The sequence below is a fragment of the Leptospira neocaledonica genome (genome assembly GCF_002812205.1).
Lineage (GTDB): Bacteria > Spirochaetota > Leptospiria > Leptospirales > Leptospiraceae > Leptospira_B > Leptospira_B neocaledonica.
On sequence record NZ_NPEA01000001.1, the window covers coordinates 305,554 to 321,946 of the forward strand.

Sequence of the window (16,393 nt, forward strand, 5' to 3'; positions counted from 1 at the left end):
AGAAATTCTAGGTAAGAAAGAATGAAACCTGAAGATTTGACCACTCCAGTCCCCCGAAATTCCGGAAATATCCTGGATTTCACCCAGGCAAAAAACCTACTTTATTCGGAGCTAAAAGGTTTAGGTGTCAAGGATACCGAACTTCCTGCGTTTGTACCAGACAAAAAGGATCTTAGGATAGAATTTCCCATCCCAGGCGCAGACAAAAGCCAACTATTAGATTGTATCCAGATCGTTCGGAATCATATCGAAAATCTTCGGATCCATACATTCGAGCCTGGGTATGTCTGCCTCCAGGCATTAAATGAGAATTTATTCGAAACCAAAAATATTCTAGACAATGCAAAGTTCCGTTTCTATTCGGGAAGAAACCAAAGTAAGATAGAGATCACTAAAAAAGGAGATTTCCATAGAGAGGAAATTTTTTCCGCAATCGATTTATTCAAATATCTCAGACTTTCCAAACAAGAGTCTGTCCAGAACCCGAAAGAATTGCTCCTCCGACTTGGGATAGATGTATTCGATCCAATCGAAGCCAAGAAGAAGGGAGACTGGATGACATTCGAGACCATTGCAGGTTACGAAGATGTCAAAAGGCAAATTTTAGAATCCATTATACTTCCTCTTAAATCTCCTGAAACCTTAGAAGAACTTTCCAAACTCACCCGAAAATTCCCAGGAAGAACAAAACCAAGGGCAATTCTTTTAGAAGGAGAACCGGGGGTCGGAAAAACTACCATGGCAAAGGTGATTTCTTGTATGACGGAGATCCCACTTATCTATGTACCGGTGGAATCCATTTTAAGTAAATATTATGGGGAAAGCGCCCAGAACATGGCTTATGTCTTTGACGTGGCATCCCTATTCCCTTCTTGCCTTTTGTTTTTAGATGAGATAGATTCCTTGGCCGGATCCAGGGACGACGGCCTATTCGAGGCCACCCGTAATATTCTATCCGTATTATTACGAAAACTGGATGGCTTCGAAGGGGGACAAAAATCGATCACCCTGGGCGCAACGAATAGAAAACAGGACCTGGACAAGGCCTTGGTTTCCAGATTTGACCGATCCGTATTCTTCCCCCTACCTAACGAAAAAGAAAGAGCTGCGATATTAGGAAATTATGCTAAACATTTACAGGATTCCGAGCGTTTAACAATTTCACAACGATTGGGATCGCATTCGGGCCGGGATTTAAGGGATTTTTGCGATTTTGTGGAAAGGAGATGGGCGGCCAATCTGATCGAAAAAGGATTGAAACCGACTCCTCCCCCCTATGAACTGTATTTGGAAACGAGTTCAAAATCAGGAAAATAAACGTTTTCGGTGCGAAAATGTAAGTCTTCGATTTAATCGGGAGTCTATTTTACCGATACTAGAGACAGGGTATTCTCGACTTTCGGGAAATCCAAACGCAGAAGAGACCAAGGAAATAGGGTACAATGAAACGCAAAATCGCATTTTGCCTGGCAATTTTTTCAATCGCAGGCATACTCAACGCTCAAGACAACCAAGCCCAAAAGAAGGAAGACGCTCAAGTAGGCGCAGCTATCCTTGATACGGAAAAAGGTCTGGATCAAAGAGTTACAGCTCTAAACGAAAGACTGAAACGTCATACAGTACTCATGAAAATGAAAGTACGTATTCTTCCATTCCGTACAGTTCTGTTTAAAGGAAAAGCAAACAATGATGAATGTGTTCCTTCCAACAGTAACGCACAAGAGGATCAAGCAAACAACTGCATCCGTGTAGAAGTTTACGATTTCATTAAGGACGAGGAAAGAGGCCAAGGTAAAGTTGTTCAAGGTGGACTTTCCAAATATATGGAAATCTATTTCGAAGGACCGAACACCAACGATCCTGATCCTAGAATGGAACCTCCTCGTAAGATCAGCAAAATTATCAGCAGAGTTTATAAGAATAACTTCCTGATCGAAGATAAATCGGTTTCCGAGATCATCGACAGGGCTCCGAACGATCAACCAGGACATAACGACAAGATCGAACTTTTCTACCAAAAGAACAGTTATCCTGAGTGGAATCGTCCGGAAACTCCTAGCGAAAAAGGTGTTGGTAAATACGTTCTTGCTAACGTAGAAAATACTAAGACCCACCCTATCCGTAACTCTTTCAAAAAGACGTTCTACATTAAACATTTGGATTCGTTCGACAGATTATTTACCAAAATTTTCGATTATAACGACCAATTGGGTAATGAGAACTACAAAGAGAACGTAAACACGCTCAAGGAATCCCTGAAATACTAAGCTAAGTGCGGTATATTCTTCCTTGTTCTTCCTGCGGCACCGAACTCAGGATTCCCTTAGATTTGGGAAAACTGACAGTTCGGTGTCCTAGATGTTATCATTCTTTCGTTTTTGATCCGGAAGACCCGGCCAGTTTTAGAGGCGGAAGATACGATCTCCCCGGAGGAGACTCCAAAGCGCAGAGTCCCCGTTCATTACGGGGATTTTTTCAATTCTTAGAAAACAAATTCGAATCCATCAAATCCAAATTCGGAAAAAACAAATCCTACGGTTGGCAAAACCCTGGTGATCGTCCCCAATCATTCGAAAATTATAATGATCCAAATCGTACAGGATTTGGTCCGCTACTCGCAAAATATATTCTATTTATTCTGATCCTAATCGGGATCGCAAGAGCCTGTTTCTTTTCTTCCCAAAGCTGGAATGACTCCGTTCCGAATTGGAATTCTCCTGAGACACAGGAGCCTTCCGTTCCGACCCCGCACGACGAAGAAGACGATAAAGCTCCCCAAGTAGAAATTTAAACTTTTATGAACTATCTTATTTTGGATCCCTCTCAGAAAGCAGATTCTGGGGAATTCAAGATCTTGAATAAGGATCGGATCAATCATATTCTGAAAATTCTGCAAAAGAAAAAAGGTGATAAGATCAAAGCAGGTCTCCTAAATACTAGTTTAGGGATCTTTAAAATTCTACAAGTTTCCTCTGAAGAAATTTTTGGATCTTACATCCCCATTCTCCAACCTAAAAGAAGAAGTCCTGCTATTCATCTAATCGTCTCCGTACAAAGACCACCTACCGTGGAGAAAATCCTGGAACTTGCAGGCGTCTGGGGAATACATTCTCTGGAATTCAGACTTGCTACTCTTTCTAGAACCGAATATCTCACCTCCCCTGTTTGGAAAGAGGAGAATCGTAGGGAAAAACTGATTTTAGGAATGGAACAAGGTGGTAATATTTTTCTTCCAGATATAGAACTCGGGTTTATTCCTCCGGGCAAAAAAACAAGTTTTGAGAAGAAGCAGTCCATTTCGGAAATAGTAACTTCTTCTTCCCGAAATTTTTTCTATTTGGATAAAAAAGGAAAATCCATCCAGAAGTTTAACCGTATGTCAGAAAAAGAATATTCTATCTTGGTAGGACCGGAACCTGGTTGGACAAAAGCAGAACTGGAAATATTCAGAAAATCAAATATTCCAGGGATAAGGCTTTCTTCTTCCGTTTTGAGATCGGAACAGGCAGTGTCCTTCTTTTTATCCCAATGGGAAAACTCATGAACCCTCGCTTAGATTAGAAGGACAAAGAGTTAGAGAATAAAACCTTTTGCTCGTCTTGGGCAACGAAACTATTCGATGTGCTATCGTAGACCCATCTTCGGATATCCTGCACTCTAATCGAAATAAATCCTAGATTCAGAGCGGCTTCTATCGCACCGACCGAATTATCATCTACCTTGAATGCATCTTTGTTCTGATCAAAGTTTTTACGTGTATAATATCCGGAAATCATGAAGAAGGAGCCGATCGGAAAATACAATCCTAAGAAAAGCCTGGAGTTATTCGGTCCTGAATAATTCTCATAGTTAGCTTCTACTGAAATCCTGTAAAAATTCAATACTACTGAAGTGAAATATCCTTTCAGTCTAGCCGCATCCGGATCCATGAGCTTAGCAGCTTCCAATTTTGTCATTGGTAGTTGAGAATTTATATTCGACTGGTATCTTTCTATCTCGTAAAAGCTATCGAAATACATCGGAATATAATTTGCGTCCATATTCCTGTATTCAGGTTTAATCTTAGCATAAATATCTTTTCCACCAAAGCGAAACATAGCTCCCGTATGAGTTCCTTTGGAATTCAGCAGTTTGATCGTGTTTACGTCATAGTATGGGGTGATTTCTATATACTTTGTGCTGATGAGTTTGTATTCTGCGTCCATACCTTGGATGACTAATTTTTCGGACTGCTCTACCAATGGATTATTATTGGAATCCAAACGTAAACGGCCTGTAGTATCGAATGCAAGTTGGGTCGGAGCCTTTGTGTCGAATGCCGTAGTATATCCGATCGAGAATCTATTAGCAAAATTATCCTGATTAAAAAACTCTTTTAGCTTTTCCTTACGAGATTCAGGCTTTTTCTCGATAGGGATCATTTCTTCTCTCATCTGGTGAGTCTTTTGATCTTCTACTAAGGCCCTATATTTCTCTCTGTCTTCCGGATCTACTCCAGCTTCTTCATAGACTTTTTTTCTACCGGCTTCATCCATTACATTCCCTTGTCCGAGCTGCAACATCCCGAACAACTGGGATCTTCCTGTAAATAGATCAAATAATTTGAATGCGATCGCAAATGGACGAACATATCCTCTTGCCGCACCTATCTCATGAGTGTAAACTGAGTTTGTGAATACCTGTACTCCCCCATAATCGTTATTAAAATCAGCCATCAGACCCACATTATAAATGTCTATCCTTTGGTTGTTCACATAACGGTTTACGATCGTTCCGTGACCTATATACCCATCAAAAAGTTTTCCAGCATAAAAAGAGAAGGTTGTCTCCCCCGGTTTATAAAGCCCGTAGGTCCCGTACCAGATATTATTGATAAGCCTGAGATAATCACTTTTTTGGTCGTAGTCTATCTTACGGATGCTTCCTACTTTTAAGGTTGGATCTTTAGGATCCTGATCGTACGCAAGAAAGTTCATCGGAGCAGTGAGTGATAGTCCGAATTCTCCCCCAAAATTCAAATTTAAGGTAGGAGCAAGATATAGATAATAATCGTTATTAAACTTGTTCACCCCCGCATCGAATGTAAACGGATCAGGAGGTTGCATATATTGTCTGCCAGGGGGCATCCAGAGTTGCGCCTCAAGTTCTTCTCCAGGTACTAGATAAAAGGTGAGAAGTAGAATTCCCGGAAGTATGAGAGATCTTCTAAATAAATTCAAAAAGTTTAATTTCATATTTGAGCCGGAATTTCTCCCCGGACCGTATTTCAATTCATCCAAAAATAGTACCACTAGTATCGTATCAAATACGTGGAATCTAAATGACTTACCGATTCTACCAGAACCTTGCGTTGAAAAACCAATAAAACAGGAACATTTCTCGTATTTTAGAAAATATTTTCCAAAATCCCCAAGATTTCATTTCTTAAGGGATGAATTTTAGAAATAAATTTAAATTTCCTCTCCATTTGAACCATATCCGCTATAACGATTATTTCATCCTATTTATTAAATTTTAGATGGACATTGTAGAATAAATTTCTACATTCAGTAAAAAGGAGCCTAAGCGATGGCAAGAAACTATAAACCAGAAACAATCGTTCTTCACGGAGGACAAGCCCCGGATCCTACGACCACATCCAGGGCAGTCCCTATTTATCAAACTACGTCCTATGTTTTTAAGGACACAGATCATGCAGCGAGACTATTCGGTCTCCAGGAATTCGGTAATATTTATACCAGGATTGGTAATCCAACCACTGATGTTTTAGAGCAAAGAGTTGCAGCATTAGAAGGTGGAGTTGCGGCACTTGCGACTGCTTCGGGTCAGTCCGCGGAAACATTAGCACTTTTGAATATAGTAGAAACTGGACAGGAGATCGTAGCATCTTCTTCCCTGTATGGAGGAACTTATAACCTTCTTCACTATACTTTTCCTAAATTAGGGATCAAAGTTCATTTTGTGGACCAGTCCAATCCTGAAAATTTCAAAAAAGCGATCAATGACAAGACGAGAGCAATCTTCGCAGAAACCTTAGGAAATCCTAAGTTGGATACTCTTGACATTGAAGCGGTTGCCAAAGTGGCTCACGATGCGGGAGTTCCTCTTGTAATCGACAATACCCTACCTTCTCCTTATCTGATCCGCCCTATCGATTTTGGTGCAGACGTGGTAGTTCATTCACTTACCAAGTTTTTGGGAGGTCACGGAACTTCCATCGGTGGGATTATCGTGGATTCAGGTAAATTCAATTGGGGGAATGGTAAATTTAAGAATTTTACCGAGCCTGATCCAAGTTATCATGGACTGAAATTCTGGGATGTTTTCGGGAAATTTGAACCTTTTGGTGGAGTGAATATTGCATTCATCATCAAGGCTCGTGTCCAAGGTTTAAGAGATTTGGGACCTGCAATTTCTCCTTTTAACGCGTTTAATATTCTACAAGGTATTGAAACTCTTCCATTGAGGATCACTCAACATTCTCAAAATGCACAAAAGGTGGCTGAGTATCTTTCTAAACATCCTAAGGTTTCCTGGGTGAACTATCCCGGTCTACCTACCGATAAAAACTATACTCTGGCTAAAAAATACCATACCAGAGGATTGTTTGGAGCGATCATCGGATTCGGAGTGAAAGGTGGAATTCCTGAAGCGAAGAAGTTGATAGACGGTTTGGAATTATTCTCCTTGCTTGCTAACGTAGGAGATGCAAAATCCTTAGCGATCCATCCGGCTTCCACAACTCACCAACAGTTAAGTCCTGAAGAACAATTGGCGGCGGGTGTGACTCCTGAGTTTATCAGACTCTCCGTAGGTCTGGAGCATATAGACGATATTATTACGGACCTGGACGAAGCATTGAAAAAGGTGTGACTTCCGACTCCGTTCAAAAAATCGTCTAAAAATCAGCCACTTTCTCTTTTTGCTTTCCTAAACTTGTTTAGGATCGTCTGAAAAAGGAAAGTGGCTTAGTTATTTGGAACTTAAATCATGGGATCGAATCAATCCGTCGGCATAGTAGAACCAAAAACCGCAGTGCTGGGAGATCTACGCCTGGACAACGGCTCTGTTCTTTCCCCTACCGTAGTGGCTTATGAAACTTACGGCAAACTTTCCCTCAATAAAGACAATGCAATCCTGATCTGCCATGCACTTTCCGGAGATGCTCATGCGGCAGGTTTTCATTCTGATGCAGATAAACGTCCCGGTTGGTGGGACGAGTATATCGGTCCAGGAGAAGCATTCGATACGGATCAATATTTTGTAATATCTTCCAATGTGATCGGTGGATGTAAGGGTTCTTCCGGACCTATGAGCATCAACCCAGTTAGCGGTAAACCTTACGGCTCCAGTTTCCCTTTCGTTTCCATCAAGGACATGGTGGCTGCCCAAAAACTTTTAGTAGAATCTTTTGGAATCCAAAGATTACTCTGTGTAGCTGGCGGTTCTATGGGGGGAATGCAGGCATTACAATGGAGCATTTCTTATCCGGATGCCTTAGAGAACTGTATTATCTTAGCTTCATCTGCCGAACATTCTGCAATGCAGATCGCTTTTAACGAAGTGGGAAGACAGGCAATCCTCTCCGATCCAAACTGGAATAACGGATTGTATGAGGACAATGCGACTCCTAGAAAAGGTCTTGCACTCGCTCGGATGATGGGTCATATCACTTATCTTTCTGATCATAAGATGAGAGAAAAATTCGGCAGGAATCCACCTAGGGGAAACCTCTTAAACTCGGACTCGGACTTTGCAGTAGGAAGTTATCTCATTTATCAAGGAGAAAGTTTCGTAGATCGTTTCGATGCGAATTCTTATATCTATGTGACCAAGGCTCTGGATCATTTTAGCTTAGGTAAAGGACAAGAACTTACCAAGGCATTAAGTCCTGCTCAATGTAGGTTTTTAGTAGTCTCCTATAGTTCTGACTGGCTCTACCCTCCTTCTCAATCGAGAGAGATCGTTAAAAGTTTAGAAGCTTCTGATAAAAGGGTCTTTTATGTGGAGTTGACTACGAACGAAGGTCATGATAGTTTTCTTCTTCCCAACCAAAGACAAGAAGATGTAATCCGAGGTTTTCTAAATATGCCGGTGAACGAATGATAGATTCTAAAATCTTAAGTAGTACTACTCTAAGAGAAAGACCGGACTTCGCTTATATTCTGGATGTGATCTCGCCAGGTTCTAGAGTTTTAGACCTTGGTTGTGGTAATGGAGACCTTCTCTATCTTTTGAAACAAAAAGGGATTCGAGGCCAAGGGATTGAGAAAGACGAAGATGCAATCGTAGAATGTATCCGCAAAGGTGTATATGTTCACCACGGAGACATAGACGAAGGTTTAAGTCATCATGAAGACAAACGTTTTGATTATGTGATCTTAAACCAGACCATCCAAGAGACCAGGCATCCCGGCGATATTATTAAGGAATGTTTAAGGATCGGTAAACGTGTGATCATCGTTTTCCCAAATTTTGGATACTGGGAAGTCCGCTTTCGTATCCTATTCCAAGGAAAAACTCCTGTAACGGACCTTCTTCCGTATCGATGGTTCAATACTCCGAATTTACATTTTCTTTCCGTTTTGGATTTCCAGGAGTTCTGTGATATTCGGGGTTTCACTGTGGAAGACAGAGCATTCTTTACCGATCTAAAACAGGTGAAATTCAGTCCGAACTTTTTTGCGAAACTCGCGCTATTCCAGATTAGATAAGACGCAGAGCGGGCAAGAGCCGCCGAGATTTTCTCACACAGAGACACGGAGAGTGGAATGTAGGAGTTCCAACAACACCCTCTGAGGCTTTGTGCCTCTGTGAGAATTTAACTCAGTGACTCGCTAAACTCTGTGCCTCTCTCCCTGCTCTTTCCAATGCTTGGTCGATCAACGACTGGTACAATGTTTGGATTGGAATTCCAGCAGCTTTTGCTTGTTGAGGAATCAGACTAGTCTCAGTCATTCCGGGTAACGTGTTTGTTTCCAGAACGAACGGAGTTTCTCCTACTATTATAAAATCCGTTCTAGAATAACCTTCACATCCAAGTGTTTTGTGAGCGAGAACAGATTGTTCTTGGATCTTGGAGATAATTTTTTCAGGCAAACGAGCAGGAGTAATCTCTTGGGAAAGTCCAGGTTTGTATTTGGATTCTACATCGAAAAATTCTCCACCTGGAATGATCTCTGTAGGAGGAAGTGCCTCCAATATTCTTTTGGAACCTTCTTTCTTTTCCCAGACTCCGCAGGAAACTTCTGTTCCTTTTAAGAATTTTTGTAAGATTGCATGTTCTTCTGCATCAAAGAATTCAGGTAGTCTTTTGCGCAGATCTTCCGGTCCTTCTATCCTAAATGTATGAAAACTAGAGCCGCCTTCTACAGGTTTTAGAAAAAGTGGATATTCTAATCCAGAATTTTCGACCAAAGTCGGATTTTCAGAATAGTCTCTCTTTCTTAATTCCCAAAAAGGAGCAACGGACATTCCTGAGAGTTGGAATAATCGATTTGCTCTGATCTTGTCCATTGCTAATGCGGATGCTTTGACGTCCGAACCTGTAAACGGAATTCCGAGCACTTTCAAGAAACCTTGGACGGAACCGTCTTCTCCGCTAGTTCCATGTAATCCTAAAAATGCTACATCACAATCCAGAGAGGAAAACGCTCCTGCGCTGGTTGAATGAAGTTCTTCGAATTCTTTTAAATACTCTTCCGGATTTTTGGAATTTCCTTCCGGAAACTCGGGTCGATATTCTTTAGGGATCACCCATCTGCCTTCTCTGGAAATCAGAATGGGTTTGACCGAATGTCCCATGGAAGACAAAGTTTTACTTATGAAAGTGCCTGTGCGCAGGGAAATTTCGTGTTCTGTAGAAGTTCCGCCGAATAAAACTGCAATTTTCAATGATCTAATCCCCTGTTGCTTTTAGGATTTCCCGGGAAGAATGATAAATAAGAATCTAGTACTGATCCTTTTCTTCCTAGTTTGTACGGAAAGCCTATTTTCGGAATACCCTTTTAAACCGGTTTCTCCTTATCCTTCCGAATACAATCAATTTTGGTTTTTATACCAATCCGAAAAAAGATTGGGAGAAGAAGAACGAATCTTCAGACCTTTTTTCTCCACCTATAAAGAAACCAAATCCAATTATAGATACGATACAGTTTTATTCCCGATCTATTATTCTGAAAAAACAGACTATTGGAGGGTCTGGAGTTTTTTATTCTTCTTTAGCGGAACGGAAACCTACCATGATGATCTAGGTTGGGACGAAGACACTCTTTCCCCACTGCTCATTTGGGGAAAAGGAGAAACCGCAAGAGAATCCTATTTTGGATTTTTTCCTCTATTCGGCAGGTTACGAGGAAAGGCTAGTTATTCGGAACTGAACTTTACACTCTTCCCTCTTTATTCCAATTGGAAGTATAAGAACTATAACGCGCATGGAATCTTATGGCCTTTAGTCATGTGGGGAGGTTCCGAGGTAAGAAGTGACCTCCGGATCTTACCTTTTTATTCTCATAAGATTCATAAGGGAAAATACGAACGTTATTCTGTGCTTTGGCCATTTATCCAATGGGGAAGTATCAACGAAGACAAAAGAGAACCTTTTACTTATAAAATGTTTTGGCCCTTCTACCTTTCCAAAGATTCCGAGTTCGGAAATATGAAGGCCAGGGCTTTTCTTTGGTTCCCTGTTTTAGGTTCTTTGTTTTCTTACGGGTATGATAAAAGGACTCATGAAAAAGATCTGAACGTTCTATTCTTTCTTTTTCAATATGGCCAAAACGACGACGAAGATTACAGAAAGTTAATTTTATTTCCTTTTTATGGTTATTACAGATTTGCATATAAGGAAACCCGATTTTTCACTCCGTTTTATTTTCGCTTAAGCACTGACAGTCATCATCTCAAATCTTCCGAGACGTATTTTATCCCATTTTGGTGGAGGACCAACAGGACGTACGTTCAATGGGGAAGAGAAGACAATTATTATAAACTTTGGCCATTCTTCCGTTGGCATGAAGACAGAGAAGGTAACCTGACTTGGAATTTCCTTTCTTTATTTCCGATAAAATCCGAACTTGTGGAAAGGATCTGGGATCCAGTCTGGTCCATTGTTGAGTATCAAAAATTGTCCAACGGAGAAAAAAGGCTCTCTTTTTTAATGAGACTTTATACCCAGAGATGGAATGAAGAAGAACTGCATATCCATGTGCCTTTGCTCGTGGAATACAGCTCCACTCCGGAAAAAACTTCTTATCAATTTTTATACGGTCTATTCGGATTAGAAAGAAATAAGGATAAGACCACAGTGCAGATTTTTTGGTGGATTAGGCTCTAATCAAAATGTTGGATTCCTTTAAAGAAAAAGCGAACGATACTCTATATGCCGCAGGTTATACGATCGTTCTGATTGCGGAAACTTTTTTAAATCTAAGATTTGCCGTCGAAAAACGGAAAGAAATTTTAGACCAAATGTTTATCGCAGGTGTTGGAAGTTTATTTGTGGTTTCGGTGGTTGCCGTTTTTACGGGAATGCTTCTTACCTTAAACACCGGTTTAGGTTTAAAAGATTTCGGGGCAGAAGGTCAAATCGGGCTTCTTCTAACGATCACCCTCACTCGTGAAATGTCTCCCTTCATGACAGCACTTATCTTAGCTGCGTCTATCGGTTCTGCAATCGCCGCAGAAATCGGTACGATGAAAGTTTCAGAAGAAATTGATGCACTCGAAGTGATGTCTATTGATCCGGTACGATTTCTAGTATTTCCAAGAGTATTAGGCTTTTCTTTAATGGTTCCGGTCCTTTGTGTATATTCCAGTATATTAGGAATTTTAGGTGGAGCGATCGTAGGGCATTTCCAATTAGGGATAGAATATATCGTTTATTTCCAAGATGTAAATGAAAGGATCACTTCTATTCCTGGTCTCAAAGATTTGTATACAGGTTTATTCAAGGGTTATGTATTCGGTCTGATCATCTCCGCAATTTCCTGTTCGCATGGTTTGAGAACTTACGGTGGCGCGATAGGTGTCGGTAGGGCAACAAGAGAATCCGTGGTAACTTCTTTTTTGATGGTTATCTTTTTCGGTTATGTGATCACAGCGATCTTTTACAGGCAATAAGTCATGGAAGAATACGCAATAGAACTCATCAATCTGCACAAGGCTTTCGGACAGAGAAAGATCCTAAAAGGTATGAATCTCCAAGTAAAAAAAGGAGAAACCCTGGTTGTGCTTGGACCTTCCGGAACTGGAAAGTCTGTCACTCTAAAACATATCACTGGTCTACTCGATCCGGATGCGGGAGAATGTAAGATCTTTGGAGAAAAAATCTCTGGTGCTGAAATTCCGGAAAGAGAAAGGATCCGTTCTAAAATGGGAGTTTTATTCCAATCCGGAGCTTTGATTAACTGGATGACTGTTTTCGATAATGTTGCCCTTCCCCTACGAGAGCATAAATTATTTCCCGAAGAAGAGATCCAACGTATCGTCGCCGAAAAACTCAGGTTAGTGGATATGACAGTTGCGAAGGATAATTATCCGAACGATATCTCAGGCGGTATGAAAAAAAGAGCAGGACTTGCAAGAGCAATCGCTTCCAGTCCTGAAATCATTTTATATGATGAGCCAACATCCGGTCTAGACCCGGTTATGTCGAACGTGATCAACGAACTGATCATACGTATCCAAAAGGAAACCGGAGCTGCTCAGGTAGTGGTCACTCATGATATGTCCAGCGCTTATATGATAGCCGACCGTATTTCATTTTTTTACGGGGGACAGGTCCTATTTACCGGGACCCCGGAAGAAGTGCAGAATTCTCCTAACGAATTCATCCGTCAGTTTATTAACGGGCATACAAAGGGACCTATGATTCTGGAAACTAAGAATTGAAACCTGGGTCCTAAGAGAATATTCTGGATAAAAAGTCCGATATATAAAGTAAGAGTTTTGGATCCTAAATGAAATCCTTTCGTTATCTTTTAGTAGGTGCTATCTTTTCCGTTGCCTTAGTCGTGGTCGGTTACTTTACCGTGATGACTGAAGGAGGACCCGTTCAAAAACGGGGTGAATTCCTTAAGATCAATTTCAAAAACTCGGAAGGGATCAAAGTAGGAAACAAGGTCACTGTACAAGGTGTGCCCTTCGGATACGTTTCCAATATTAGACTCATCCAAATAGACGAGAATGGAGCGGTACTTCCCGCAGGAGAAGTGGGAGTCGCCACCAGAGTAGAAGTCACTATTCTTCTAAAAGAAGCAGTACGACTGTACGAAAATTATGATATTGCAATACGTAACGAAAGTTTACTTTCCGGTCGGGTAATTTCCATAGATCCGGGAACTTCAGAGTCTACGGAAGAAGGAAAAGGTACACCTAGGACTTTCCAGGTAGTGGATTATAAAACAGGTGCGACTTCCTTAAAAGGAAGAGTATTGCAGGATCCTCTTGTCTCTCTTTCTGAACTCATTGCCGAAAACAGAGGGGATATCCGAAAAACTTTCTCTAACGTGGCTGATATCACTACTAAAATTAATAGTGGAGACGGGACCCTGGGCCGACTGATTAATCGGGACGATCTCCATACAAACGTCAATACTGTATTAACGGATGCACAAATCGTCCTTCGAGAATTAAGAGAAGGACTGGAAGACACAAGAGAGCAGGCTCCGGTTACAAGCTTTATCCGCGCAGCACTTTCCTCTTTCTAAAACCTTTTTCTTGCCAAATCTAGCTCTTTACGGGAGACTTTCCCTATGTCTTCTCGTAAAATTGCAATCATCGGTACAGGAATTATGGGTAGAGGGATCGCAAATAATCTCTCTAAAGAGGGTCATTCTCTTCAATTATATGCGCGTACTCCTGAAAAGATCCAAGACCTGAAATCGGACAAAACATCCATTTATGGAAATATTAAAGAAACTGTAAAAGATTCTGAAATTATAATACTCTGCCTAACTGAAGATCATGTAGTGGAAGAGTCAGTATTCTCTTCCGGGCTTTTAGAAACGAATGCAAAATATGTGATCGATGTCGGAACCACCTCCCCTTCTCTCACACTTAAATTAAAAGATACATTCGAAAAACGGAATATCCGATTTTTAGACGCCCCAATGACAGGCTCAAAAAACGCGGCAAGAGACGGACAAATCCTATTTATGGTGGGATCAAAATCCAAAGAAGAAATTAAGGAAATCTCCTTCTTCTTTGAGATCTGCGGTAAAAACACAGTGTATTGCGGAGAAGTGGGAGATGGACAGAAAGCAAAAATTGCTCTAAATATGGTACAAGCTGGTATCTTCCAAGTGTATATGGAAGGTTTTTCTTTGGCAAAGGACCAGGGTATTAATCCTTCTATCCTGAAATCTATTTTAGAACAATCCGCTGCTAAGTCGGGAATATCGGAGTTTAAGTTTCCATTCGTATTTTCGGGGAACTACGAGACACATTTTGCTTTGAAGAATATGTACAAAGATCTAAAACATGCGATTTCTTTAGGAAAAACATCCGGAACAAAATTACCACTTTGTTCCGGACTGGATGAGATCTATCGCTCCGGGATGGAAGCGGGCCTGAGCGAAAAGGACTACTGCAGCCTAAACGATATTACTGCGCAGATACCTCCGGCCAAATGATCTTTTCGATGAGCCCATTTCCGTTTTCGTCCATCCTCAATTGGATTTTGGCACCGGGCTCTCTCAATTTTTCCTCAAGTTCTTTTGCACTTTTTTCAGGGATATAGTATTTGCGAAAAGGATAATTAAAACTTCCGTAATTACATTCTCCTTTGACGTAATTCCAACAAGTTGTATCGCCTTTGAGTTCGTTACAATCGGAATAAAAACGTATTTCATATTCAGAAGGTTCTCTGGAATCAAAACATACACAGGTTTCTTTTTTAGTGAGTCTGCTTCCATCCGTAGTCGCAACTACCGACTCAACAGCGGAAGAAACGTAATCTCCTTTTTGGCAAATATCATCCGAGTATTTACGATCTATTTGAAATCTAAGATACTGCCCGGAAAGTAAATCTCTTGGATCATATCCCGTGATTGGAAGGATCAAAACTTTTCCGTTCCTAAGATCGAATTCCCTTTCTAAGGCGACCGATGCTAAAACAAGAATTGGTAAAAACACTGCAACGATTGAAATGCTAAACTTTTTCATATTCCTAATTCCTCCTCTTCTTGGAAGAGTTGGTTCGCTGCATTTCTGATCTTCTCTCTCATTTTAAATACGAAAATGCTGAAACCTAAAATAAATATTCCCGAAATGATAAGACCAATGCCCGTGGCAAGTAAACTTCCGAATACTTCCAGATAGACTGATACAAATCTAAGACCTAAAATTAACAAAGATAGATCGAACCATATTCTGGATTCGAAAAATAAGAACGTAAACGGAATCCAAGCCAGAAAGAAAAATATCATAGCCGGGTATTTTCCATACCATTGAAATACCTGAGGATAGTTTAGAAATCCTAAGAATATTCCAGAAATGGAAAATAAGATAATTTTTCTGCGAGAAAAACGGCTTCTGAAAATTTGAGAAACACCAATCAACACAATTGGAAGAAGTAAAGGCCAATACCATGCGAACGGAAGATCATATCTTCTGGAAAATTCAGGGTCCTGGTCGAAATTTGGAATATCATGGGTTTCAAAACTTCCCCAAATAGAGGACGTGATAAAAAAACCGAAAGCCCAAAGTAAAAAAGGATTCACTAAGATAGAAGTTTTACTCTCTTTAGTTTCCAACCTTCTCTCCGTAAAGATCGCAATCCCTGCAAATACCCAAGAAGCTAAAAAGAAGAAGAGAGAAAAATAATGACTTCTTTCTTTCCAACCGATATCCGGATGATTATCTATCCAACTTAAAAAAGAAGTACTAAATACCGCGATCCAAAGATGTTGTAGTACCCTACCCGGATACATAATCACGAGTAAGATCGTAATCCCTGACCAAAGTAAAAGTGCTTGGTATAATTTCCCTTGTGTATGATAGATCTGAGAAACCAGACCAATATTCGCAAAAAATAATACACAAAGAAGTAACACTAAAAGATAACGGATTGTATCGTTCCAAATCTGTTTACTTTGAGAGTATAGAATCGAAATCCCTATCGCAGAAAGTATCGTAAAACTCGCGAACAATTTCACGGAATAATGGATCTTTTCCCAATTAGCTGCCACCATGGCGATAACTCCAAGACCGATCACCACGATCCCCAAGGCTAAAAAGGAATAAAATACGTAAGGAATTTTTTTAGAATCTTCGAATTTGAGAATGGACTCTGCCTGAGTCTGGCTGATGAGTCCGGAATTCACCCAAGTTTTTAATTTTTTCTTCCAATTCATAACGCGAAGGTTATCCGAATGGAATCAAAATCAGTCAA

The 16,393-nt window shown here is 40.6% G+C and carries 16 protein-coding genes; 12 read left to right on the forward strand and 4 right to left on the reverse strand.

All coding sequences use genetic code 11. The features are described 5' to 3' along the window. The first annotated feature begins 21 nt into the window (after positions 1-21). From CH365_RS01420 to CH365_RS01435, 4 genes are all read left to right on the forward strand, one after another. Positions 22-1,317, forward strand: a complete 1,296-nt coding sequence (locus CH365_RS01420; RefSeq protein ID WP_100766821.1) for an AAA family ATPase — start codon at positions 22-24, stop codon at positions 1,315-1,317. Positions 1,318-1,442: 125 nt separating this feature from the next. Next, complete coding sequence (gene fcpB, locus CH365_RS01425) at positions 1,443-2,267, forward strand: flagellar-coiling protein FcpB (RefSeq protein WP_100766822.1); 825 nt, start codon at positions 1,443-1,445, stop codon at positions 2,265-2,267. Between the two features lie 5 nt (positions 2,268-2,272). Continuing rightward, positions 2,273-2,791: a zinc ribbon domain-containing protein gene (locus CH365_RS01430; RefSeq protein ID WP_425268527.1), complete on the forward strand. Its 519-nt coding sequence runs from the start codon at positions 2,273-2,275 to the stop codon at positions 2,789-2,791. 6 nt (positions 2,792-2,797) lie between these two features. After that, on the forward strand, positions 2,798-3,544 hold the full coding sequence (locus CH365_RS01435) for an RsmE family RNA methyltransferase (protein WP_100766823.1): 747 nt from the start codon (positions 2,798-2,800) through the stop codon (positions 3,542-3,544). 13 nt (positions 3,545-3,557) lie between these two features. Here CH365_RS01435 and impL63 read toward each other — a convergent pair whose 3' ends face one another. Further along, positions 3,558-5,234, reverse strand: a complete 1,677-nt coding sequence (impL63, locus tag CH365_RS01440) for a cytoplasmic membrane protein ImpL63 (RefSeq protein ID WP_100767015.1) — start codon at positions 5,232-5,234, stop codon at positions 3,558-3,560. Between the two features lie 334 nt (positions 5,235-5,568). Between impL63 and CH365_RS01445 the strand changes: the two genes are divergently transcribed. From CH365_RS01445 to metW, 3 genes are all read left to right on the forward strand, one after another. Continuing rightward, the gene (locus tag CH365_RS01445; protein WP_100766824.1) at positions 5,569-6,873 is read left to right on the forward strand and encodes an O-acetylhomoserine aminocarboxypropyltransferase/cysteine synthase family protein; all 1,305 of its coding nucleotides are present in this window, start codon (positions 5,569-5,571) and stop codon (positions 6,871-6,873) included. Positions 6,874-6,990: 117 nt separating this feature from the next. Further along, entirely contained in the window at positions 6,991-8,106 is a 1,116-nt protein-coding gene (gene metX / locus CH365_RS01450) for a homoserine O-acetyltransferase MetX (RefSeq protein WP_100766825.1), read from the forward strand. Next, positions 8,103-8,714, forward strand: a complete 612-nt coding sequence (gene metW, locus CH365_RS01455; RefSeq protein ID WP_100766826.1) for a methionine biosynthesis protein MetW — start codon at positions 8,103-8,105, stop codon at positions 8,712-8,714. Before metX ends, metW begins: the two co-directional genes overlap by 4 nt. A 112-nt stretch (positions 8,715-8,826) precedes the next feature. Here the strand turns inward: metW and CH365_RS01460 are convergent, their stop codons facing one another. Further along, positions 8,827-9,894: a D-alanine--D-alanine ligase gene (locus tag CH365_RS01460; RefSeq protein ID WP_100766827.1), complete on the reverse strand. Its 1,068-nt coding sequence runs from the start codon at positions 9,892-9,894 to the stop codon at positions 8,827-8,829. Positions 9,895-9,934: 40 nt separating this feature from the next. Here CH365_RS01460 and CH365_RS01465 point away from each other — a divergent pair, with 40 nt between their 5' ends. The 5 genes from CH365_RS01465 (at position 9,935) to CH365_RS01485 (ending at position 14,633) form a co-directional block, all read left to right on the forward strand. Further along, positions 9,935-11,335 (forward strand): hypothetical protein, encoded by a 1,401-nt coding sequence (locus CH365_RS01465; RefSeq protein ID WP_100766828.1) that lies wholly within the window; start codon positions 9,935-9,937, stop codon positions 11,333-11,335. 5 nt (positions 11,336-11,340) lie between these two features. Next, entirely contained in the window at positions 11,341-12,120 is a 780-nt protein-coding gene (locus tag CH365_RS01470; RefSeq protein WP_100766829.1) for an MlaE family ABC transporter permease, read from the forward strand. A gap of 3 nt (positions 12,121-12,123) precedes the next feature. Continuing rightward, the gene (locus CH365_RS01475) at positions 12,124-12,891 is read left to right on the forward strand and encodes an ABC transporter ATP-binding protein (RefSeq protein WP_100766830.1); all 768 of its coding nucleotides are present in this window, start codon (positions 12,124-12,126) and stop codon (positions 12,889-12,891) included. A 68-nt stretch (positions 12,892-12,959) separates the two neighbouring features. Next, positions 12,960-13,709, forward strand: a complete 750-nt coding sequence (gene mce, locus CH365_RS01480; RefSeq protein ID WP_100766831.1) for a mammalian cell entry protein Mce — start codon at positions 12,960-12,962, stop codon at positions 13,707-13,709. Positions 13,710-13,754: 45 nt separating this feature from the next. Next, positions 13,755-14,633 (forward strand): NAD(P)-dependent oxidoreductase, encoded by an 879-nt coding sequence (locus CH365_RS01485; protein ID WP_100766832.1) that lies wholly within the window; start codon positions 13,755-13,757, stop codon positions 14,631-14,633. Here CH365_RS01485 and CH365_RS01490 read toward each other — a convergent pair. Further along, on the reverse strand, positions 14,605-15,165 hold the full coding sequence (locus tag CH365_RS01490) for a GDYXXLXY domain-containing protein (RefSeq protein ID WP_100766833.1): 561 nt from the start codon (positions 15,163-15,165) through the stop codon (positions 14,605-14,607). The two genes, CH365_RS01485 and CH365_RS01490, sit on opposite strands and share 29 nt — an antisense overlap. Next, a complete protein-coding gene (locus CH365_RS01495) occupies positions 15,162-16,355 on the reverse strand; it encodes a DUF2157 domain-containing protein (protein WP_100766834.1) in 1,194 nt (397 codons plus the stop codon). Before CH365_RS01495 ends, CH365_RS01490 begins: the two co-directional genes overlap by 4 nt. Positions 16,356-16,393 lie beyond the last annotated feature (38 nt).